This window comes from Paenibacillus sp. 203 (assembly GCF_037027525.1).
In the GTDB taxonomy this organism is placed as follows: domain Bacteria; phylum Bacillota; class Bacilli; order Paenibacillales; family Paenibacillaceae; genus Paenibacillus; species Paenibacillus polymyxa_B.
Genome location: NZ_JAXCHD010000001.1, coordinates 28366 through 52257 on the forward strand (window position 1 = coordinate 28366; position 23892 = coordinate 52257).

The window sequence follows — 23892 nt, forward strand, 5'->3', positions numbered from 1 at the left end:
CCATCTATTGTAACTTACTAATAATACAATCCATGTTTACCCATAAACTATAGTATACCTTTTAATGGCTTGTGAAATTACAAGCTCCTCAACTCGCCAGAGTAAACATTTCGGCCTTCTGGAATGTTATTTTATATTACATGTAATCTTATTTTTTGTCATTTTCCACAAGTAAAATTCATAAAGTTTACATAAATAGATATTTTGCATTTTTATATTACATAAAAAAAGATATTGACGTGATATTATTTTACACTTAAGATAAACCTTAATAAAAATGTAATGGTTGTTAATGCACAAAATTGACCAGAGGTCTAAAACACGTGTTTACGCTATTAAAGACAGTAAGGAGGATGTGCAAACTTCATTTTCAAACCTCAAGCTTTAACGAATCACCGCAGGAATGAGACAGGCTGTTAAATAAAGAACCGACTAAGGGGGATTAACAGGATGATGCAGACGAAGAAATGGGTTTCTTTGCTTATGATGCTTACGATCGTTGGTGTTCTGTTTGCAGGATGTAGCGGAGGTGCCAATGAGGCACAGCCACAGCAAGGCAATGCGGGCAATAAAACAGAGGGAAATGAAGCAAGTGCACCTGTTACGGAGGGCGTTATTAAAGCAACTGATCTGTCGCAAAACCCTCCGGGAGCGACTAATCGGAAAGATAACATTGTAGTAGGTATGACATCACCTAAAGGGGTATTCAACCCGCTATTCTGGCAAACGACTTACGATTTATATGTAGTCAGAACAGTATTTGATTCCTTCTTACAGGTGAAGGCGGATGGTACATATGAAAATAGTTTGGCTGAAAAGGTTGATGTATCGCCAGATGGTCTAAAATACACATTCCATCTGAAACCAGGTGTGAAGTATAGTGACGGTACTCCAGTAACCGTGAAGGATTATGCTTTTGTACTCAAAGTGCTGCATGATCCGAATTATGATGGAGAAACCGATGTATTGTCTTTTAAGATTAAAGGCGGTAAAGAATATCACGATGGCAAAGCAAATGATATCTCGGGGATCAAGGTCATTGATGATAATACAGTAGAGGTCACCGTTACAGAAGCAACAGCGTATACAAAGGATTTTCTGGGTGAGCAATACTTCATGCCAGAAGCTTATTACGGAAAAGGGTTCAAAAAGGGTAACCTGGACAGCATTAAGGCGCTTAATAATAAGCCAATCGGCTCTGGTCAGTATGTGCTGAAGAGCTTTTCCCCGGGTCAACAAGTCGTATTGGATGCGAATCCAAACTACTTCAAGGGCGCACCAAAGGTGAAATCAGTTATTTTTAAAACAACAACAGAAGAAACGAACCTGTCTATGCTGCAAACAGGCGAAACGGACATGGATAACATCACAGTTACGGAAGACAATGTAGAGGAATTAAAGGCGTTGGGCTTCTTGGACGTGAATATTATGCCGACAAACGGCTATGGATATATTGCGTTTAATCACAAGGAAAAGAAATTTCAGGACCCTAAAGTACGTCAGGCTTTAACTATTGGGTTAAACCGCAAGGAGATTGTGCAGGGCGTGTATGGTCCATATGCGAATGTTATTAACATTCCACAATCTACAGAATCCTGGTCTTATACGGATGAAGGTATCAACAAATATGAATTTGATACAGCTAAGGCGAAGGCTTTGCTGGATGAGGCAGGCTGGAAGGTTGGTGCTGACGGAATTCGTGAAAAGGATGGAGAAAAGCTGACCATCAACTTCTCTGCGACCGCTGATAATCCAGTAGTAGAGGCCTTGCTACCGATCATGTCCAATAACTATAAGGAGCTAGGCATCAAGCTGACTTCCGAAACTTTAGATTTTAACGCCATTATGGATAAAAAGGACACAGGCAAGTTTGATATGTTCTTCGCGGCTTGGGGCTTAACTCCAGACCCGGATACAACGACTTTTATTACGAATGGTGCACAAAATGATATCGGCTACTCCAATAAAAAGGTCGATGAACTAACGCTTGCTGGTAAGCATGAGCTGGATCAAGAGAAACGCAAACAGATTTACAAACAGCTCTATCAAGAGTTGAACAAGGATCTGCCAACTATTTTTATGTACCAACGCAGAGATATGTGGCCAGTTAATGGACGTGTAACCGGCTTGGAAATTACACCATACAAAGATTTTGAGTTCACTCTGCATAACGCTCAGATCGCTCAATAAGGGTTGCCAAACGTATGCTCAGCTCTCACGAGCTGGGCATATCACTTTATTCGTCTGGAGGAATGAATATGAAGCAGTACATTATTCGAAGACTGCTGCAACTCATCCCCACACTTATTGGCATATCCATTATCGTATTTGCGATTTCAGCCATGGTGCCGGGTGATTATATTACAGCCAAGCAGAACCCGAATATGACGGCCGAAAAGGCTCAGCAGCTACGACATATCTACGGGCTGGATAAGCCGGAGTACCAACGCTATTTTATATGGGCCGGTAATATGTTAAAGGGGAATATGGGGGATTCATTACAGCATAAGCAGCCGGTAACGAAGGTCATTGGCAATTATGTATGGAACTCATTTATTATCGCTTTTTTTAGTCTTATTTTTAGTTGGTTGATTGCGGTTATTGCAGGGGTATTTTCAGCCAAGTTCCAATATTCGTTATTCGATAAGTTTGTCACATTATTCATTTTCTTATGTATGTCGCTGCCTTCATTTTTTATTGGTCTATTGGTCATCAAAATATTTGCCCTGGAGTGGGGAATTCTCCCGGTTGGGGGCATGACCACAGCAGGGATGGAGCCAGGTTCATGGGCTTATATGGTAGATGTCCTCAAGCATATGTTCCTGCCGACACTCGTACTTACGATGCTGAGCACAGGAAGTCTGACCCGGTATTTCCGTACAGGCATGTTGGAGGTCATTCGTCAGGATTACATTCGTACCGCACGCGCCAAAGGCCTGAAGGAACGTACGGTTATTTTCAAGCACGCACTGCGCAATGCACTGATTCCAGCCATCACACTACTCGGCTTCGAGCTTCCGGCCTTATTTGGTGGAGCGATGATTCTGGAGAAGGTATTTGTGTGGCCGGGTGTGGGTCAGGTCTATCTGGAGTCGATCAGTATGCGGGATTATCCGTTTATGTTGGGCTTCACGATTTTCCTAGCGGTACTTACGCTTATCGGTAATTTGCTCTCTGATGTATTGTATGGCATGGCAGATCCAAGAATTCGCTTGAAGTAGGAGGGATACTATTGTCCGCAGAAACAGTCACGATTGAAACGAATCAAAAGGCGGCGATCCGTCCTGAAGCGTCTCCATGGAGAATCGCCGTTCGCCGTTTTAACCAAAACCGTCTGGCTTTGGCTGGTCTCGTTATATTAATTCTGATGGTTACCATTTGTAGTTTTGGACCGATGATTTCACCTTATCATTTAGATGATTACAAGCTAGCTGACAAAAATTTATCGCCTAATGCTAAGTACTGGCTTGGGACGGATAAGTTTGGTAGAGATATTTTGCTGCGTACGATGCTGGCCGGCCGTATTTCCTTGACGGTGGGGCTGGTCGCCACGTTTATTTCGGTCATGATCGGGGCGACGCTGGGTGCGCTGGCAGGGTTTTATCGTAAAGGCGTGGATACGGTTATTATGCGGATTGCCGATATTTTCATGGCACTCCCTACATTACCGCTGCTTATTATTTTAGGTGCTGTTCTGTCGGATTTGAAGGTCGATCCGTCGAATCGCATTTATTTTCTGATGCTCATTATCGGGATTCTGAGCTGGACGAGCTTGTCCCGTCTGGTCAGAGGGCAGATTCTTACGCTGCGTGAACAGGAGTTCATGCAGGCGACGGAAGCGCTAGGTTTGAGAGACCGCCGCAAAATATTCCGACATTTGCTGCCGAACACGATTCCCACCATTATTGTTACGGCTACGCTTGGAGTAGCGGGTGCGATTATTACAGAATCTGCGCTCAGTTACTTGGGGATTGGCGTTGTGCCGCCCACACCTTCGTGGGGAAACATGATATCAGCTGCGAATAACCTGATTGACTTCCGCAAACGGCCCTGGATATGGGTCCCACCGGGAATGTGTATTCTCATTACAGTTGTAGCGATTAACCTGATTGGCGACGGTTTGCGTGACGCGCTGGACCCTAAAATGAAGAAGTAGGAGACGAACGTTTATGGAGAATGCTTTGATTGAATTTCGTAACCTGAAAACCCACTTTCATACCTCTAACGGAACTGTCAAAGCGGTCAATGACGTCAGTTTTAAAATTCGTGAGGGTGAAACGCTCTGTGTGGTAGGAGAATCAGGCTGCGGTAAGAGTGTAACAGCGATGACGATGATGCGGTTGATTGATTCTCCCCACACCTCAGACGGACAAATCTGGTTTGAGGGCAAGGACCTCCTAAAACTCAATAAAGGTCAAATGCAGCAGATTCGCGGCAATGACATCTCGATTATTTTTCAGGAGCCCATGTCTTCTCTGAATCCCGTGCTTACGATTGGGGAACAGATCACGGAGCCATTGCTGATGCACACATTAATGAGTAAAAAAGAAGCACATGCTCGGGCAATTGAGCTGATTAATTTGGTGGGGATTTCACGTTCAGAGGAAATATTTCATTCCTATCCTCATGAATTGAGTGGCGGTATGCGCCAGCGGATCATGATTGCCATCGCATTAAGCTGTAATCCGAAGCTATTGATTGCGGATGAACCGACAACGGCACTGGATGTTACGATTCAGGCTCAGATTCTGGATTTAATGCGGGATTTGAAGGATAAGCTTAAAACGTCCATTATGCTCATCACGCACGACTTGGGCGTCGTGGCAGAAATGGCTGATTATGTAGTTGTTATGTATGCTGGAAACGTCATTGAAGAGGCGCCTGTCATTGAGCTGTTTAAAAATCCGCAACATCCATATACTCAAGGCTTATTAAAGGCGAAGCCCGTCATTAATCAGAGAATGGATCGACTCTATTCCATCCCAGGACAGGTTCCAAACCCAATTGAGCTGGGAGAAAATTGTCATTTTCATGATCGGTGCGCCCATTGTATGCAAATTTGCAAGGATCAGGCTCCTCCCTTGAATGAAAAGGAGAATGGTCATAAGGTTGCCTGCTGGCTATATGAGAAAGAAGGAGGGCAACGGATATGAGCGAGCCTTTGATTCAAGTGGAAGGGCTGAAAAAGTATTTCCCGATCACAGGCGGAATTTTTCAGCGTACTGTCGGACATGTGAAAGCAGTCGATGACGTATCCTTTAACATTCATAAGGGTGAATCCTTCGGTCTGGTAGGAGAATCGGGTTGCGGCAAAAGTACGATTGGACGTACGATTCTCAGATTGATGGATAAGACAGAGGGATCGGTACGATATAAAGGCGAAGACTTGCACGCGTTAAACAAAGAGCAGATCCGTGCGCTTCGTCCGAAGTTGCAAATCGTCTTTCAGGACCCTTTTAGCTCACTGAATCCGAGAATTAAGGTCGGTGAAGCCATTGGAGAGGCATTGCTGGATCACGGGTTGATTGATCGTAGTGAGCTGCGGAAGAAGGTCAATGAAACGCTGAACATTTGCGGGCTGTCCTCGTATCATTATGATCGGTATCCGCATGAGTTCTCTGGCGGTCAGCGCCAGCGGATCGGGATTGCACGGGCTTTGATTTTGAATCCTGATTTTATTGTGGCTGACGAGCCGGTATCTGCTCTGGATGTGTCTATTCAGGCCCAGATCATTAACTTGTTAAGTGATTTGCAGCAGGAACGCCAATTGACCTATCTGTTCATCTCGCATGATCTAAGTGTAGTCGAGCATCTGTGTAGCCGGATTGGTGTGATGTATCTGGGTTCAATGGTAGAGCTTTCCTCCAAGGAGGAACTGTTCAGTAACCCGCTTCATCCGTACACGAAGGCGCTACTATCGGCTGTACCGATTCCCGATCCCACGATCAAGAGACAACGGATTGTGTTGAAAGGAGACATCCCATCTCCGGCCAATCCGCCTTCAGGATGCAAGTTTCATACACGTTGTCCTATGGCAGAAGCACGTTGTAAAACAGAGACTCCGGTATACCGCGATGCGGGCGGTCAGCATTTTGTAGCCTGTCACTTTGCCTAAAATATAATAATTAGGAAGCAAAATATCCGTCATTCTGAAAGCAGAATTGACGGATATTTTGGCGTGGAATAAAAAAGGTAAAAAAATTGTATCTTTTTTTCGAAAAATTGCAGACAAAATGGATTTTTCATCGTCTAATAAAGTATGGAGGTTATTACGATGATGAAAAAACATTGGTTACGTTGGGCTATTGTCGTCCCGGTACTTATTATATTGATTTTTATTACGCTTGGACCCCGCCTATTGATCGGAAAGCCGAATGTGGATGCAGAGGCTGCGGTGCTGATGGACATGCATACTGGGGAATTGCTGATGGATGTGAATGGTGATACGCCTATGCCTTCCGCAAATATGTCCAAGCTCATGACTGAGCTATTGGTGTTGGAGGATATTCGGGCCGGACGGTTAGGCTGGAATGATGAAGTGCGAATTAGCCGTTACGCCAGTACAGTGGGCGGTGTAAATCTCTCCCTCCGGTATGGTGAAAGGATGACCGTATCCGAATTGTTCCAGAGTATGGTTGTGTATTCAGCGAATGATGCCGCTGTCGCGTTAGCGGAGCGTTCAGCAGGGAATGAATCAGCTTTTGTAAAGCGTATGAATGGAAAAGCTGCCCAAATTGGATTGTCATCCGATAGTCGCTTTAGCAATGCGTCTGGGGCAGGTCAGAGTGAACTGGGGCCGAATCACCCTGAGGATATTCAGGGAGAAACGAAAATGACAGCAAGCGACACGGCAAAGTTAGCCTCCTATTTGATTACGTCACACCCGGAGATTTTGAGAACGTCTAGCCGCACGCAGATGGAGTTGAAGGATAAAGGCATCTACATTAGTAATACGAACTGGATGCTGCCTTCCTTGGCTGGACCGTACTCTTACGCGGGAACGGACGGACTGAAAGCAGGGTACACAAGCGATGCTGGATACTGCTTCACGGGCACAGCTGAGCAGCATGGAAGACGGCTAGTTGCTGTGGTGCTGGGTGCACCGAGCAAGGAAGAGCGTTTTGAGCAGACACGGAAGTTGTTCGATTATGGTTTTTCCCTGTCGACTTCTTTCCCGGTGAGACTGCAAAATTTGGTGAAACTGGCTCCACATTAAGGCAAAAAATGATTTTGAAAGCTACATAGGATACGAATATAAACATGAATTGGGGCTTTGACCGTGAGGTCGAAGCCTTTTTTGGTATGAATTCGAGGAGCTGACCACGCCATGATACTTTTGACAACAAGGTAGTAGACCTTTTATGCTTTGAGGGGAAGTTTCAGCTTCATGTGGGACCAATTTGGTTTAATGAAGAGATGGGATTTGTGACGGAAAGAAGGAAGGTACCTGTTATGGAGAGAAGACATAAGAGAAGGACCAGTGGAAAGCCCAAAAAGAAAAAGAGGTTTACCGCTCTATATATTTCATGTATTGTTTTATTTTTGATTGCAGTGGGAGGCTACCTGTTCCGCAAACAGCTGACACTGGTGGCTTTTGATTGGTTTGTATCACCGACGTTGGAAAGCAAGCTGGAGAAATCCTATCAGCCGCGACAATCCGGGGAACAGCAGCAGCAAGAGACAGTAGCTTACCGTAAGGAACCCTTTTCGGTGCTGTTACTGGGTACGGATCAAAGGCCAAATGAAAAGGCGCGTGGTCGTTCGGATACGGTTATGTATGCAGTAGTACGGCCCGCGGAATCGCGTGTGCTTTTGGTTTCCATTCCAAGGGATACGTACGTACAGATTGCCGGACATGATCCGAATCGCGATGGCGAGGATGATTTTGATAAGTTGGGGCATGCTTATGCGTTCGGAGGCGAAGATATGTCCATGGCTACAGTAGAGAAGTTGATGGAGCATAAGGCCGATTATTATGCTACGATTAATTTCCAGGGTATTCAGGAGGCGGTGAATGCAGTGGGTGGAGTTGTGCTTCCAATCGACAAGCCCATTGAGAATAAGAACCCGCTGCATATCAAGTTCCGTATTGAGGCGGGCAAGCCGCTTTATAATGGTGAGGAAGCCATGTATTATGTTAGGTATCGGGAAGATAGCGACTTCAACCGTACAAAACGGCAGCAAATATTTTTGAACGCTATGGCGGATAAGCTGCTGAATATCAACGGAATTACCAAGATCCCGGAGCTGCTCGATATTATGGGAGCCAATTTTAAAACCGATATGGAACCTACTTTTATTACTGGGCTTGGCAAGCAAGCTATTTCGCAGGGGAATCCACAAATTTTAAGTTTTACGATTACGGGGGAAGGGTTCAAGAAGAAGGGCCTGTATTATGACCGGGCTAATGAACAGGAACTTGAATATGCCAGACTCATGATTGCCAACTGGCTAGATTCCGATACAACCCCGCAGACGCTGAGGCTTCCCGACAAGCAGGACATTCAGTGAATAATCAATGGATTTATATTTGATTTTGAGGGGGATTCGTTTCTCATGAATATCGCTTTTTTCTTGCTTCCCAAACAGGAAGTTGCTTGTGTAACGGCGGATGCTACTTTACGGCAAACGTTGGAACGGATGGAATATCACCGTTTTACAGCGGTTCCTATTTTGGATAAAGAAGGTAGATATACAGGTACGGTTACAGAAGGTGATCTGTTGTGGCATATGAAAGAGTCTGAGGGGAAAATCACCTTTGAAAACGCTTCTAAGTTCATGCTTAAGGACGTTCCGTTGCGGGTTACGATGAAGCCCGTATCCATTGACGCGAACATGGAGGATTTAATTAATTTGGCGAAGGTGCAGAACTTTGTGCCCGTTGTAGATGATATGGAACGGTTTATTGGCATTGTACGTCGCAGCCAGATTATTGAGTATTGTGAAAAATTTGTGTCCAGGGAATCGCTAAATACTTCAAGCTAAAATAAGCAGCAAAGCTGGTCCGAAAATAACGATTTACCCTATGGGGTAACAGTTATTTTCAGAATAGGATATGCTATAATGGAGAATAAAGCTTTTTCAGAGGGGTGTGACTCTTCATCATATGCCTAAAGAAATGGATGTAGTTAAACGAGCCAAGGTTATTGAATGGCTTAAAACAGAGGTGCTTGACCAAGTCTCCCGTCTGTTTAAGGCGATGTGGGAAGGCAGTACAGCCCGCATCGGTGATTGTTTGGCGAGTTTGGTGATGAGCAGTTATATTTTGGGGAGGCGCCTTGGAGTGTCTTACCGTGAATTGGATGATCTACTCATCGACAAGCTAAGAAAGCACAGAAAAGAAGGACACCAGCTGGAGGATTGGTATCAGGACATTTCCGCACTGGAAGAACATATGCGTAAGAGGTGAAAACGTTGAAATTCCGCTTGGCAACTGTAGCATGGAGCGTCATTTATTTGCTTCTGCTGCTGACTCTATTGACACCATTAAGAATCATTACCGTATTTTTGCTGATTGTGCCTGGCGCTGTATTGTTTTCATCGCTGCCTTTCAAAGGATTTCTGGTCCACGTCATACCGGTGCTGTTAATTATAGCGCTACTCGATGTGTATTCGCTGCTCCCTGCGATTTATTTTCTGATTCCTTCAATAATGATGGGACGGATTTATAAAAAGGGAGGACCTGCTTTTCAAGCGTTGATGACCGGAATGGGCATTATTTTAGCCGAGTTGTTGGTTGTTCTGTTTATCGCTACGTATGCCTTTGGATTTGATCTTTCGCAGTACCTTCGTGATCAGGCTGCGATATCGGCAAGTATTGTACAGCAGGTTTTGAGTGCTAATCCGATGTTTTCAAACATGAATTGGACGGCAGAGGACACGCAGAAACTCGGCACAATGCTGATTGGAAAAATTCCGTATGTGCTGATCGTGACCTCGTTCATATTGGCGGTGATTACGCATGCTTTGGCACGTCCGGCATTGAGCAGTCTCGACGTACCGGTACGCAAAATGAAGCCTGCCCGCGAGTGGAGGCTACCGCGCGCGCTGATCTGGTATTATCTGCTGGCAATTGTAATTGAATGGATAGCAGGGTCTTCTGATAGCAGCTGGATTCAAATGGTTTCCATTAGTATGCTACCGCTGATTCATGCATGTTTTATTATCCAGACGATTGGTTTTGTATACTTCTGGACGCATAGCCGTAAAATGAGCCCGGTGATTGCGTTGCTGCTGTCGCTCGTCGTTCTGGTGTTCCAGCCGCTCCGCATTATAGGTATTATTGATTTGGCCTTTCCGCTGCGTGAAGCTATTACAAGATCAAAGAAATAGGGTGAACAGTCATGCCTAAATTTCTACAAAAACGCTGGCACGGCTATCAGACCGTCTGGGCGTTTTTACTGCTGCTGGTGCTTGTCATATGTATTTCCATGTACAACTGGGAACTGGGTGTGATAGGACTGCTGCTGTCATTCTTGCTCGGCGGGCTGATGCTGAAGACGGAATTGGATTTTCGTCGGGAACTGAATCAATATATCAGCGGTCTTTCCTTCCGGATCAAGCGGGTGGAAGGGGAAGCGATTAGTGCATTGCCGTTCGGCATCATTTTATACAGTGAAAATCGAACGGTAGAATGGCACAATCGGTTTGCCGGGGAGATGTTCGAGGAGCAATCACTGATTGGTGAGTCTCTTCAAGATTTGTTTCCTCAACTCGCAGGTGCTCTAAGCACCAAGAAGGAAACAAAGGAGCCTGCTCGTGAGCTGAAGGTGGAGCTACAGCATGATGAGCGTCATTATCAGTTTCTGATCGTGCCCGATGAGCGTCTGATATATTTGTATGAAGTCACGGAGTTGGCGGTGCTACGCAAGCAGTATGAAAACGAGCGATTAGCGCTCGGTATCGTCATGCTCGATAATATGGACGAGGCTGCTCAGGGGATGGACGATCAGCAGCGCACCGCGCTTATTGCGAAGGTGTCAAGCGAGATTACATCCTGGGCTAATCAGTACAATATTTATTTACGTCGATTATCTTCTGAGCGTTATCTTATTATGCTAAATCATAAAGCGCTTCAGGAGCTGGAGCAAAGTCGATTCGTCATTCTGGATACCGTTAGGGAAATGACGGCGGATTTGAAAGTACCGATGACACTGAGTATTGGCTTATCCTTTGGTGCAGAGAGCATCAAGGAGCTAGGGGAGCTGGCCCAATCCAGTCTAGATATGGCGCTTGGGCGTGGAGGCGATCAGGCAGCAGTGAAGGCGGGACAACGCCTGTCCTTTTACGGAGGCAAGTCCAATGCTGTCGAGAAGCGGACCAGGGTACGTGCCCGAGTCATTGCACATGCGCTGCGTGATCTGATGCAGGAGAGCGACCGCGTGCTGATTATGGGACACAAAATACCGGACATGGATGCAGTGGGAGCGGCCATCGGTGTGTGGAAGGCTGCGGCGCTTTACAATGTAGAGGCACATATCGTACTGGATAAATCCAATCCGTCTATCGACCGAATGATGGAGCAGGTAAACAAGGATGAGAAGTTATCGCAAGCGCTCCTGACGCCAGAGCAGTCGCTCCAGCTAATGACTGAGCACAGCCTGCTGGTCGTGGTGGACACGCACAAGGCCTCCATGACGATTGAGCCGCGTCTAGTGCAGACGGCCAGTCGGGTGGTGGTTGTCGACCATCATCGTCGGGGCGAGGAATTTATTAACGATTCGGTTCTGATCTACTTGGAGCCCTATGCGTCATCGGCCTGTGAGCTGGTGACCGAGCTGCTGCAATATATCCATGAGAAGGTCCAACTGACACCGCTGGAGGCAACATCACTGTTGGCAGGGATTACGGTGGATACTAAGCATTTTTCCCTGCATACAGGCTCGCGTACATTCGAGGCAGCCGGCTTTTTACGACGTAGCGGGGCAGATACAGTTATGATCCAGCGGATGTTAAAAGAGGACCTGGATGAATATATTGCTAAGGCGGAAATTATTAAGCATGCTAAAATGATATATGGGCATATCGCAATTGCGGTGACAGAGCCCGGACAGAAAATACCGCAGCTCCTGATTGCTCAGGTGGCGGATTCATTACTCAATATGACGGATGTACTGGCCTCCTTTGTGGTCAGTGAACGTCCTGACGGCCTGGTGGGGATCAGCGCCCGTTCACTCGGACGCATGAACGTACAGGTCGTCATGGAACGGCTAGGCGGCGGAGGACATCTGACGAATGCGGCGGTTCAGCTGGATTGCCCGCTGGAGGAAGCTAAGCGCAGAGTGGTCGACGTGCTGGCCGAAATTGATGGGGAAGAGGGGTTATTTGAATGAAAGTGATATTCATTAAAGATATGAAGGGCCAAGGCAAGAAGGGGCAAATTAAGGAAGTTTCGGACGGTTATGCAGCGAATTTCCTGTTGCCGCGTGGTGTTGCCCGTCCAGCGACAGAAGGAAATATGAAGACGCTGGAAAATCAGAATGCTGCGGAGGAAAAACGCAAGCAAGAGGAAAAGGAAGAGGCGCAAGCGCTCGGCAAAAAGCTGGAAGAGACAACGGTTCAGCTCAAGGCGAAGGCTGGTGAAGGTGGACGGCTGTTCGGCGCGATTACAAGCAAGCAAATCGCGGAGGCAGTAGCTAAAACGGGCATCAAGCTGGACAAACGCAAAATTGAGCTGGAAGAACCGATTCGTACGTTGGGCGTGACTCAAATGACCGTTAAGCTTCATCCTGAGGTCAAAGCTACGCTGAAAGTACAGGTGACAGAAGAATAATTATGGGCGGCGAATTTTTTGATCGGATTCCTCCGCAAAATCTGGAGGCTGAACAGGCGGTTATCGGGTCTATTTTGCTCCAGTCTGAAGCACTGATTACCGCAATGGAGCGGGTGCAGACCGAGGACTTTTATGATAAGGCTCATCAGATGATTTACGAAGCAATGATTGAGCTGGGTGAATCCGGACAGCCGATTGACTTGGTTACGCTGACCTCGAAAATTCAGGACAAGGGACAGCTAGAGGATATTGGCGGTGTCAGTTATCTGGCGAAGCTGGCTCACGGGGTGCCAACAGCGGCTAACGTGGATTACTATGCCCAGATCATTGAAGAAAAAGCGATGCTTCGTCGCTTGATTCGTGCAGCTACACAGATTGTGAGCGAAGGCTATAGCAGTGGCGAGGATGTCGCTGGTATGCTGAGCGATGCTGAGCGCAAGATTATGGAGATATCCAACGGGCGCTCAGGTAGTGGCTTTATTGCCATCCGCGATGTCGTGATGGAAGTGTTTGACCGCGTTGAATTGCTGCATCAGAATAAGGGCAATACGACCGGAATTCCGTCTGGATTTGTTGATTTGGACAAGATGACGGCGGGTTTCCAGCGCAATGACTTGATCATTGTGGCCGCCCGCCCATCCGTAGGTAAAACAGCGTTCGCTCTGAATATTGCGCAAAACGTTGCAGTTCGGGCAAAAGAGACAGTAGCCATCTTCAGTCTGGAGATGTCGGCCGCTCAGCTCGTGCAGCGGATGATTTGCGCCGAGGCCAATCTGGACGCGAACGTCATGCGGACAGGTGAATTTAAAGGTGACGACGATTGGGCGAAGCTGACGATGGGCATTGCAGCCTTGTCAGAGGCGGAAATCTATATCGATGATACACCCGGCATCACTGTGGCTGATATCCGTGCCAAATGCCGCCGTCTTAAGGCGGAAAAGGGACTGGGTATGATCGTAATCGACTACTTGCAGCTTATTCACGGACGAGGCAAAGCAGGCGAGAACCGGCAGCAGGAGGTATCGGAAATTTCACGGACATTGAAACAAATTGCTCGTGAGCTTGAAGTGCCTGTAATTGCCCTCTCCCAGCTGAGTCGGGGTGTGGAGCAGCGTCAAGACAAGCGGCCGATGATGAGTGACTTGCGGGAATCGGGTTCTATCGAGCAGGATGCTGATATCGTGGCGTTTCTGTACCGGGATGATTACTATAATCAGGAAACAGAAAAGAAGAATATTATTGAGATTATCATTGCCAAGCAGCGTAACGGCCCGGTCGGTACGGTAGAGTTGGTCTTTCTCAAAAATTATAATAAATTCGCTAATTACGAGCGTGCCCATTCGGATGCGTTCGCCGGATAACATATTAGTATCATTAGAAAAGGCTCTTTCGACGCGGATTTCGCGATCTCGAAAGGGTTTTTTTTATAGGATTCACGTATTTTCATATAAGGAATGAAACTCTCAATTACGAACAATACTATTTTCATGTAATATAATGTTCGCTTTTTATTTGACTTTAAAAAATGGTGCTGTTACACTTATAGTGCTGCTTCAACGCAGTGGGGAGATCATTACGCCCGGGGCTTTCCGAACCTACGGAATGTCTGCGACGGACGTTTTTTCCTGCTGTCCGAGAACGCTCCATATCTGCTCGCTCAGGCGGTTGAAGTCGGATATGCGTAGTGTGTCAGCTCAAAATCAGAGTGTCTGTGGGCACTCCACGGAGGAATGAAACATGTCAACTGTAGTCGTTGTGGGAACACAATGGGGAGACGAAGGCAAAGGTAAAATCACGGACTATCTGGCGGAAAGCGCTGAAGTGGTGGCCCGTTACCAAGGCGGAAACAATGCTGGTCATACGATTCTCATTGACGGTAAAAAGTACAAGCTGAGCCTGATTCCATCCGGCGTTTTTTATGAAGATAAAAAGTGTGTTATTGGCAACGGCATGGTAGTCAATCCAGCCGCTCTTATTGAAGAAATTACTTACATTCATGATAATGGCTTTTCTACGAAAAATTTGGTCATTAGTGACCGTGCACATGTGATTATGCCGTACCATATGACGCTGGATGTGCTGGAAGAAGACCGCAAAGGTCCTAACAAAATTGGTACTACCCGTAAAGGGATTGGCCCTGCTTATATGGATAAGGCTGCACGTAACGGTATTCGTATTGCTGATTTGCTGGATGCAGAGGAATTCGAAAAGAAGCTGCGCCTCCAAACGAAAGAGAAAAATCAAGTGATTGAACAAGTATATGGCGGCGAGCCATTGGATGTAGAAGCAATACTGAAACAGTATCTGGAATATGCTGAATTTATCCGTCCTTATGTAGGCGATACGTCTGTCGTGTTGAATGATGCGATTGACGCAAATCAAAAGGTACTGTTCGAGGGTGCGCAAGGCGTTATGCTCGATATCGACCAAGGTACGTATCCATACGTTACGTCCTCTAACCCGTCGGCTGGCGGCGTGTGTATTGGTTCCGGTGTGGGACCATCCAAGATTCAACAAGTCATTGGTGTAGCTAAATCGTACACAACTCGTGTAGGTGATGGCCCCTTCCCAACTGAGCTGAACGATGAAGTCGGCGATTACATTCGTGAAACAGGTCATGAGTACGGTACGGTTACAGGTCGTGCTCGTCGTGTGGGCTGGTTTGACAGCGTCGTTGTGCGTCATGCCCGTCGTGTCAGTGGGTTAACGGGTCTTTCCCTGAACTCGCTGGACGTATTGACTGGTCTGAAAACGGTGAAAATTTGCACAGGTTACAAGTACCGCGGCGAGGTGATTACGCATTATCCGGCTAGCCTGAAAATGCTGGCGGAATGCGAAGCGGTATATGAAGAAATGCCAGGTTGGAGCGAAGACATCACTGGTGTGAAAACGCTGGAGGAACTGCCTGAGACTACACGCAATTACGTACAACGTGTGTCTGATCTGACAGGTATCCCAATCGCTATTTTCTCGGTTGGGCGTAATCGCGATCAAACGAATCAGGTGCTTCCGATTTATTTGTAGGACAAGAATGATATAGCTATTGATACACGTTCAAAGAGAGAGGCTGTTAGTAGCCTCTCTCTTTTTTTATTCTGTGAAGTGTTAAATGGTATCTTTCCCTTTACATAATCTTATCTTCCTTGTCGATTTGTGATAACAAACCCTCTCTATAATCCAAATAGAAAAGAGATTCGGACGTCTAGACGTCTTGAGAGGGATGAATTATGAACTGGTATCTTCGCTCACTCGGCACACGCAAAATTGTAGAATTCATTGTGCTTATCATCTTCGTCATTTTTTTCCTGGGGCCTCTGACCAATCTTCTCCTTTTGGCGGTTTCGGGAAAATGGCAGTATCCTGCACCGCTCCCGCAGAGCTTGTCACTGGAATGGTGGAAGTTTGTACTTACCCAGGATGATGTCCTCAGCTCGATTTCTCTATCCTTCCTGATTGCGATTACCGTTACAGTCTGCTCCATTATCGTATGTATTCCTGCTGCTTATGCCTTTGCACGAATTTCTTTCCCGTTCAGTAAGTGGTTCCTTTTCTCATTCCTACTTACGCATGCTTTTCCGAAAATGGGTTTGTATGTGTCTATTGCCGTACTATTCTACCAATTCGGGTTGATGAACACCTTTGCAGGCATTGTGCTTATCCATATGGTAAACACGCTCATGTATATGACCTGGATTCCTTCCTCTGCCTTCCGTAGCGTACATCGTGCACAGGAGGAGTCGGCGCGGGATGCTGGGGCCGGACCATTTCGGGTGTTTTGGAAAATCACCTTTCCTATGGCGCTGCCCGGCATTGTGGTCGCCTCCATTTTTACCTTTCTTGCTTCACTGGATGAAGCACAGGGGACACTCCTTGTCGGAACGCCGGACTATAAAACAATGCCAGTCATCATGTATTCCATCATTGCTGATTATCCAAGCACAACGGGTGCTGTTTTCTCGGTCATTCTTACCCTGCCAACGATCATTCTGCTATTGGCAGCCAAGCGTTTTGTGAGTGCGGATGTCCTGGCAGGCGGATTTCAGGTGAAATAACGTAATTGGTCAAAAGAGGAGTTTGTAAAATCCTGAAAAAGGAGCCTAAGCTAATGCCCATTCAATTATCCATTCAAGAGTTAACCAAGCGCTTCAAGACAGGAGACGGAGTCAAAGGCATTTCACTTGACGTGATGAAGGGAGAGCTGGTGACACTGCTGGGACCTTCCGGCTGTGGTAAAACAACCGTGCTTCGCTCCATTGGCGGCTTTTTGGACCCGGACAGTGGCGACATTCAGATTCAGGGTAAAAGCGTACTCAAGCTGCCGCCCGAAAAGCGTCCGACGGCTATGGTGTTCCAAAGCTATAATTTGTGGCCGCATATGACCGTGTATGACAACCTGGCTTTCGGGTTGAAGATTCGAAAGGTGAAGAAGCCAGAGATCGACTGTCAGGTGAAGGAAGCGCTAGCGCTGGTTCGGCTAGAGAGCGCAGAGCGTAAAACGCCGGGACAGCTCTCGGGCGGTCAGCAGCAGCGGGTAGCACTCGCTCGGGCTTTGCTGCTAAAGCCTGATGTATTGCTGCTGGACGAGCCCTTTTCCGCGCTTGATGCCAAATTGCGTATGGAGATGAGAGAGGAGCTGCGCGATATCCAGACCCAGACGGGGATGACGATGGTGTTCGTTACCCATGATCAGGAGGAGGCGCTGTCCATTTCCGACCGCATCGTCGTTATGAATGCGGGCCGGATTGAGCAGCTCTCTTCACCGCAGGAGATTTATGACAAGCCACAGTCACTTTTTGTAGCGGGTTTTATTGGCCGGATCAATTTATTAAAGGGGGTGAGTACAGGTCGCAGTGTCTCTGTGAGCGGAATACCGTTTGCACAAGAGCATGAATACACGGGTGAATCCATGGTTGGTGTAAGGCCAGAGGATATTGTTCTGACGACGGAAGAAAAAGGTTCTCTAGCCGGAACGATCAGACAAGTGATGATTCTCGGGCATTATGCGGAAGTTTCGCTGGATAGCGGTACCCATCATCTGAAAATGTTTGTGCCGCGTGAACGAGCGGCCGAGCTGCGCAGTGGAGAGCATATCAGATTCAGCTTCAGTAAAATTGTTACTTTTCCAGCAGCACAGTGAAGATTCACGATCAACCTCTATATCGCATCAATGTCCATCACGAACGCATCATCTGGTGATGCTGCGAACTTGTGCAACTATCTAAAGGAGGCAACAACGTGTTTGGGAAAAAGAATATGGGTCTGGTTTTGGCAGGGGTACTTAGTTTATCGTTGTTGGCTGGCTGTGGAAGCGGCGGTAATGCCGCTACGGCTACAGGGGAAGCCAAGTCTACCAAAGCGGGAGCCGCTACCGGAACGACGGAAATCTCCCTGTACACTGGAGGGTCTCTGAACGTTAAAGAGCTGTGGGAAACGTTAATCAAGGACTTTGAAGCTAAAAATGATCACGTTAAGGTCAAACTGGTGTATTTGCCAGCAGGGACCGGAGGTGCATCTACACTGGACCGTCTGATCGCAGCCAAGAAAAGCGGACAAACCGATACAGATATCGACCTGTACGAAGGTAGTCTGGATGACATCACTAAAGGGGTAGGCGAAAAACTGTGGGAAACGGTGGACGCTGCCAAAGTTCCAAATTTGAAGAATGTGGATGAAACGTATCTCAAGCAAGTCAACAATCAGGCCATTCCATACCGTGCCTCTTCGGTTGTCCTTGCCTATAATAGTGCAAAAGTAGCGACACCTCCGAAAACAGCCGACGAGCTGTACACGTGGATTCGCCAGCATCCGGGCAAGTTTGCCTATAATGATCCGTCCACAGGTGGATCAGGCAGCTCATTTGTGAACACGGTTATCTATAATTTCCTTCCGCCAGAGGCGATGAACAGTGATGATCCGGCAAATATGAAGAAATGGGATCAAGGTTTCTCACTGCTCAAGGAGCTGGGCCCTTCAATGTACCAAAAAGGAGTCTATCCTAAGAAGAACCAAGGCACGCTTGATATTTTAGCAAGTGGAGAGGTAGACATGGTTCCAGCCTGGTCTGATATGGCGCTCGAACAACTGGCTAAAGGGCTGCTTCCAGACACGGTGAAGCTGACACAGATCGACCCTGCTTTTACAGGTGGCCCCTCTTATCTGATGGTTCCTTCACTTTCCTCCAAAAAAGAAGCAACCCAGGAATTCTTGAATTATATACTGACGCCTGAAGCGCAAACGGTGGTTATTAATAAAATGTACGGCTATCCGGGGATTAAGTGGAATCTGATGCCAACGGAACTGCAAGAGAAATTCAACAGTGTATCTTCTGGATACCGCAGTTTTAACAGCGGAGAGCTTCAGCAGGAAATCTACAAACGCTGGCAAAGTGAAGTAGCGGGCGGTTGAGCATGAGTTCATTGTCCAAAAGGGGGATGCTGGGGCTTGCTCTGGTCATCCCGTCTTTTCTCATTTTGCTGGTCGTCGTTATTATTCCGATTCTTTATGCCGTGAAGGAAAGCTTGATTGATCAATATGGAACGGGCTACGGTCTGACCAATTATATTCGGCTGTTCACGGAACCTGCCATGCGTAGAAATATCATGTATACAATTAATGTCACGTTAGTCTCGACGGCCCTTACTCTGGTCATCAGCTATGCTTTGGCGATTTATCTGAGATTCGGCAAAGGAGTTGTCGTGAAGTGGATAGGCCGCTTGTATTTTATTCCGATGTTTGTTCCCGGTGTAATTGCAACGTATGCGATCATTACGATGTATGGCAATCACGGTTGGGCTGCACGTCTTTTGCTGCCGCTTGGTATTGAAACGATTCCGAGGATTATTTATGACTACAAAGGGCTGGTGCTGGCTAATTTGTGGTTCAACATTCCGTTCGCAACCATGCTGCTCAGCTCGGCACTTGCCAGCATTCCAAACGCCGTCGTCGAAAGCGCCAGAGATGCCGGAGCCAGCACGATGCAGCTGTTTGGGCGCTTTATTTTACCCCTTTCCTACAAAACGATGTGGGTTGCGGTGACCTTCATTTTTATGGGAATCATGGGTAGCTTTACGGCTCCCTTCCTGATCGGTGCCAACTCGCCGCAGGTGCTGGGTGTTGCGATGCAGCAGGTGTTTTCCAGCTATCAGGAGACGCATACGGCCAGCGCAATGGCAGTGTTTATGTTTTTACTGTGTTCTTTTATGGGCTACTTTTATATTCGGACAATGGTGAAGGATGCGGATGCCAGCTAGACCGCCGTTATACACTAAGGAGGTTACAGGGATGAACAGCCAAGCAGAGGTGCAAATTACCGGGTTTAGTGGGCGAGTATGGGAAAAGGATCTGCTGGATTGCGGTTATCGGATTGCCTTACACAAGGCGGAGGTTGAGCTCAGCCCGGGAAACGGGTTCCGGTTTAGGTTCTCCATGCCAGAAGACGGATACGCGGAGCTTGATCTGTTCGCCAGATCAGACAGTGACTGGGCTGCGATAGATCGAGAATCTGCCTTCGTACGCCTCTACCTGAATGAAGCCTATAATCAAGATGTCATTTTGTACTATGGCAGCAGTCAGGGAGTGTACACCCGTCTGTTGGGGTATCTACAAGCAGGCGATTACGAGGTCTATGCTGAATTTCGCGAATTGGAATCGGCTCCGCTTGTATCTCGAGCATGGATCGACGGGGTTGAACTGCGCTGCGTGGCTGATTCCTCTCCAAGATCGCTGATTTATCGCCATACCCCGCTTTTATATGGCCGCAATCTGTCACATCCCTATGAGAATCGCTTTACGGATACACCGCTTGTTTTGTTCTATTCTGTGGAAGGGAATGAGGAGAAGACAGTCATCGAATATCAGATGATGTTCAGTCATGAAGATGAGGGAACGCCCGCGCCGCTGCTTATGAGCAAATGGGGAAGAACCACCGATATCGAATGGATGTACCGCGTGGAGCTAGATGCAGAGGACAATGTTCTGGAAGCTGTTTTCCAGGGGGCACATCATATTACGACTGCGTTTAATGGGAATTATGATCTGGGTGGGCATCCTGTTCTCCAATCCGCAACAACTAACGGAAACTTTAAGGATGACATTTCATCGGACTATCGTTTTATGCTGCCGCCTGCTTTCGAGTGGAAACCAGAGGAAGAGCCACGTGAGGCGGTCATGAGCCGTTTTCCTTTTGCCTATCAGGTCACTGGGTGGGAGATGGAACGTCAACAGGAGCTGGAAATACCGTCACAAGCGTCTTCCATTGCACTTGCACACCAGCGTAGCTATGTGTTTATCCAGACTTCCAAACGCCCCTTACGGGATTCAGACAGAGAATTGTCTCCAGGGTTCAAGTCGGGCTTCAATCGGCGCGAGGAAGATGCCTGTGTCGATGTTCAGCTTCGCCTTCACGGCTCGGAGCAGTGGTATTCATCGTGCCATCATGATCTGAGACTGGGGGATTTTAGAGCCGCTTATGAAGGGGCAGAGTCACATTTTTCCACCACGATCAAGCTGTCTGGAGAGGCTGTGCTTGAGGATATAGCTGAAATCAGAGCCGTATTGCTTGAAGGCGGTGCTGATAGCATGGAAGTAGCCGGACTGTGTGCCTTTACGTTAAACGAGGATAATCTCCCGCAGTTTCCAGGTATTCGTACAGACCGGGTAATTGAGCTGACGCGGCTTCAACCCGTGGGTGTTTTATGGGCGGCAGACAAAGACATGTCGGGTGATGAAGAACATCCTGTGAATGATATGGTAAAGCATGTTGTGGATGAACTGTCTAGCCAGGATGGGAAGTCATGAGCAGACTACTGTATGTGGAAGGAACGGTCGACAGAACCTGCACCCAGAGCCATATTACGTACTCTTTTCATATTCCACAGCCGACTGAAACGATCCGTATCCACTTTTCTTACACGCCCAAGTTATTGGAGGATCAAGAGCAAGCACGAGGAATCATTGAGGAAAGCATGAGCAAATATGGATACGATGAGCCGGGGCATTCATCCGATCTGTGGAAGAAGTATATCCCGCTGCAAAATTTATTAACGCTGTCTGTCGATGATCCTCTCCGTCACCGTGGAAATGCGCACCGTCCCGAGATGCAGCAGGAGCATTGGCTCGGTTCGTCTGCGGCTTCGCCAGGATTCCTCGCAGGAAATAATCCGGCGGGCGTGTGGCGGATTACGGTCAGTCTGCATGCCGTTGTAACCGAGACGCTTGCCTACCAAATTCATGTATTGGGGGAGGAAGCAGCATATGCTTAAATGGATTCCGGCTGAGCTTCACACCCATACGCTTCACAGCGACGGAAAGCAAACGCTGGAGGAGCTTGTTCAAAGCGCAGTGAATCTGGGACTTGAGTGCATCGCTATGACGGATCACAACACGCAATCGGCATTTGCGGATCAGGAACAGGTTCAGCGGCAGTTTGGTCTCCCGATCATTTCAGGGATGGAGTGGACGACCTTTTACGGGCATATGCTGACGCTTGGGGTTGACCGCTTTATCGACTGGCGTGTGCTGGGACCAGATGACATCCATGAGGGGATTCGGCAGGTGCATGAGCAGGGAGGCATTGCAGGGATTGCCCATCCGTTCAGGATTGGAAGTCCGATCTGTACGGGGTGCTTTTGGGAATACACGATTCAGGATTGGCATGAGGTGGATTATATAGAAGTCTGGTCAACGCTTATGCCATCTATTAAGCGGGATAGCCAGCGGGCGTTTGCCATGTGGACCGACTTGTTGAATCAGGGGTATCGCATCACTGCGGTAAGCGGTCGGGACTGGCATGTATCTAAACCGGATGATGCGCTTCCGGCTGTTACGTATCTGGGGGTTCATGATGAGGCAGAAGAGCGAGAAGGTTTAGCAGACCGGGCAGTTGAGGCGATTCGCCACGGTTCAGTGTCAGTTACGATGGGACCGTTACTAACGATGTGGGCACAGATTAAGGGCAGAGAACATCGTTATCACATCGGCGAATGCATAGAGCTGACTGTAGAAGATTCACTATCTGTGACGGTTCAATTGGATGTGGAAGCAAGAGCAGCCCATTACAACCTCAAGCCTCAGAATCTTCGTCTTCTGCTGACAAGTAGTCACGGAATATGCTCCGAGATTCAGATCCCTGCTCACACAGGAGAATATACGCTATCATTGCAAGATCCGCTAGGTAAGGGCTGGATACGAGCTGAGCTTTACGGCTGCATGGAAGACTGCGTGATGATGATTGCTTTTACGAATCCGATTTATATGGCTTAACACAATAGAAAGGCTGGGCTTCGGACGGTGTCAACAAAACAAGAGAACATAAAGCAGCGTATAGAAGAATATATGAAGGTTAATCAAATGGGTCCGGGGGATCGGCTGCCGTCGGAAACTGCACTTTCCCAATCGTTTCGTGTCTCGCGTACGACGCTACGGGGAGCTATTCGCCAACTGGAATCGGAAGGTAAGCTGCTTGTAAAACACGGGAGTGGCACGTTTGCGACTTGCCCGCTGCCGAGTATTCCAAGCTCCCTCGACCGCCTGTACAGCATCGGGGACATGATTCGTTCGGCAGGGTTACGGGAAGACGAGCAGCTAGAATCCATTCAGAGAATCTCGGTTTGTCCTCCTGATATTGCCGAACAGATGAGATTTTCCGAGAATGAGCCCATGATTGCTCTAGAGCGTACACGCACTGCCAACGGAGAGGCTGTAGCCCACTCTATCAACTGGATGCCAGAGAAATTAGCCGGACCCATTCTGGAAGGTGACTCTTTTTCAGGCTCGCTTTTTCAGAGTCTCGAGTTCAAGGCGGGGGTGCGAATCGTCGGAGCGTATTCCGAGCTTACCGTTCCCAACTATGACGATGCACATATGACGCGTCTGTTGAAGCATCCACAGGCCACGGTATTACTATTAAAGCAGCTTCACTATGATGAAATGAACAGGCAGGTGCTGTATTCTCTGGATTATGTCCGCAGTGACATTTTCCGTTTCTGGGTACGTCGTACACGCTAATTCAATCAGAAGGTGGCATCTCCTATTGAATTGTGCTAGTTTTACATATTCCATGGGTTAAAAATCGTCATATCTCGTCAATACTGATCTATATGCACTTCATGATGATACACACA

The 23892-nt window shown here is 47.5% G+C and carries 22 protein-coding genes; all 22 read left to right on the forward strand.

Going from position 1 to position 23892, the window contains the following annotated elements; all coding sequences use genetic code 11:
- Window positions 1–450 precede the first annotated feature (450 nt).
- Window positions 451–2190: an ABC transporter substrate-binding protein gene (locus tag WA407_RS00155; protein WP_165178321.1), complete on the forward strand. Its 1740-nt coding sequence runs from the start codon at window positions 451–453 to the stop codon at window positions 2188–2190.
- A 68-nt stretch (window positions 2191–2258) separates the two neighbouring features.
- A complete protein-coding gene (locus WA407_RS00160) occupies window positions 2259–3221 on the forward strand; it encodes an ABC transporter permease (protein WP_061830440.1) in 963 nt (320 codons plus the stop codon).
- 11 nt (window positions 3222–3232) lie between these two features.
- Window positions 3233–4156: an oligopeptide ABC transporter permease gene (opp4C, locus tag WA407_RS00165; protein WP_039272121.1), complete on the forward strand. Its 924-nt coding sequence runs from the start codon at window positions 3233–3235 to the stop codon at window positions 4154–4156.
- Window positions 4157–4169: 13 nt separating this feature from the next.
- The gene (locus tag WA407_RS00170; protein ID WP_336076515.1) at window positions 4170–5153 is read left to right on the forward strand and encodes an ABC transporter ATP-binding protein; all 984 of its coding nucleotides are present in this window, start codon (window positions 4170–4172) and stop codon (window positions 5151–5153) included.
- On the forward strand, window positions 5150–6115 hold the full coding sequence (locus WA407_RS00175; RefSeq protein WP_336076516.1) for an ABC transporter ATP-binding protein: 966 nt from the start codon (window positions 5150–5152) through the stop codon (window positions 6113–6115). The genes WA407_RS00170 and WA407_RS00175 overlap by 4 nt, the downstream gene beginning before the upstream one ends.
- Window positions 6116–6274: 159 nt before the next feature.
- Window positions 6275–7216, forward strand: a complete 942-nt coding sequence (locus WA407_RS00180) for a D-alanyl-D-alanine carboxypeptidase family protein (protein ID WP_061830438.1) — start codon at window positions 6275–6277, stop codon at window positions 7214–7216.
- Between the two features lie 236 nt (window positions 7217–7452).
- Complete coding sequence (locus WA407_RS00185; protein WP_235306822.1) at window positions 7453–8511, forward strand: LCP family protein; 1059 nt, start codon at window positions 7453–7455, stop codon at window positions 8509–8511.
- A 45-nt stretch (window positions 8512–8556) separates the two neighbouring features.
- A complete protein-coding gene (locus WA407_RS00190; RefSeq protein WP_013312792.1) occupies window positions 8557–8985 on the forward strand; it encodes a CBS domain-containing protein in 429 nt (142 codons plus the stop codon).
- 121 nt (window positions 8986–9106) lie between these two features.
- Window positions 9107–9409: a MazG-like family protein gene (locus WA407_RS00195; protein ID WP_013312791.1), complete on the forward strand. Its 303-nt coding sequence runs from the start codon at window positions 9107–9109 to the stop codon at window positions 9407–9409.
- A 5-nt stretch (window positions 9410–9414) separates the two neighbouring features.
- Window positions 9415–10332, forward strand: a complete 918-nt coding sequence (locus WA407_RS00200) for a DUF2232 domain-containing protein (RefSeq protein ID WP_302058496.1) — start codon at window positions 9415–9417, stop codon at window positions 10330–10332.
- An 11-nt stretch (window positions 10333–10343) separates the two neighbouring features.
- On the forward strand, window positions 10344–12332 hold the full coding sequence (locus WA407_RS00205; RefSeq protein WP_039272108.1) for a DHH family phosphoesterase: 1989 nt from the start codon (window positions 10344–10346) through the stop codon (window positions 12330–12332).
- On the forward strand, window positions 12329–12772 hold the full coding sequence (gene rplI / locus WA407_RS00210; RefSeq protein ID WP_013312788.1) for a 50S ribosomal protein L9: 444 nt from the start codon (window positions 12329–12331) through the stop codon (window positions 12770–12772). Before WA407_RS00205 ends, rplI begins: the two co-directional genes overlap by 4 nt.
- Window positions 12773–12774: 2 nt before the next feature.
- Window positions 12775–14133, forward strand: a complete 1359-nt coding sequence (gene dnaB / locus WA407_RS00215; RefSeq protein ID WP_013373892.1) for a replicative DNA helicase — start codon at window positions 12775–12777, stop codon at window positions 14131–14133.
- A gap of 376 nt (window positions 14134–14509) precedes the next feature.
- On the forward strand, window positions 14510–15796 hold the full coding sequence (locus tag WA407_RS00220; RefSeq protein WP_336076517.1) for an adenylosuccinate synthase: 1287 nt from the start codon (window positions 14510–14512) through the stop codon (window positions 15794–15796).
- Between the two features lie 203 nt (window positions 15797–15999).
- A complete protein-coding gene (locus tag WA407_RS00225; protein WP_039272106.1) occupies window positions 16000–16824 on the forward strand; it encodes an ABC transporter permease in 825 nt (274 codons plus the stop codon).
- 53 nt (window positions 16825–16877) lie between these two features.
- Window positions 16878–17909 (forward strand): ABC transporter ATP-binding protein, encoded by a 1032-nt coding sequence (locus WA407_RS00230; protein ID WP_336076518.1) that lies wholly within the window; start codon window positions 16878–16880, stop codon window positions 17907–17909.
- Between the two features lie 98 nt (window positions 17910–18007).
- Window positions 18008–19177 carry an extracellular solute-binding protein gene (locus tag WA407_RS00235; protein ID WP_322154469.1) on the forward strand — a complete coding sequence of 390 codons (1170 nt, stop codon included), beginning with the start codon at window positions 18008–18010 and terminating at the stop codon, window positions 19175–19177.
- Between the two features lie 2 nt (window positions 19178–19179).
- Window positions 19180–20022, forward strand: a complete 843-nt coding sequence (locus WA407_RS00240; RefSeq protein WP_336076520.1) for an ABC transporter permease — start codon at window positions 19180–19182, stop codon at window positions 20020–20022.
- Between the two features lie 31 nt (window positions 20023–20053).
- Window positions 20054–21568 carry a hypothetical protein gene (locus WA407_RS00245; RefSeq protein WP_254328006.1) on the forward strand — a complete coding sequence of 505 codons (1515 nt, stop codon included), beginning with the start codon at window positions 20054–20056 and terminating at the stop codon, window positions 21566–21568.
- Complete coding sequence (locus WA407_RS00250; RefSeq protein ID WP_254328007.1) at window positions 21565–22032, forward strand: hypothetical protein; 468 nt, start codon at window positions 21565–21567, stop codon at window positions 22030–22032. Before WA407_RS00245 ends, WA407_RS00250 begins: the two co-directional genes overlap by 4 nt.
- Entirely contained in the window at window positions 22025–23032 is a 1008-nt protein-coding gene (locus WA407_RS00255) for a CehA/McbA family metallohydrolase (RefSeq protein WP_336076521.1), read from the forward strand. Before WA407_RS00250 ends, WA407_RS00255 begins: the two co-directional genes overlap by 8 nt.
- Before the next feature lie 27 nt (window positions 23033–23059).
- Window positions 23060–23776, forward strand: a complete 717-nt coding sequence (locus WA407_RS00260; RefSeq protein ID WP_165178314.1) for a GntR family transcriptional regulator — start codon at window positions 23060–23062, stop codon at window positions 23774–23776.
- Window positions 23777–23892 lie beyond the last annotated feature (116 nt).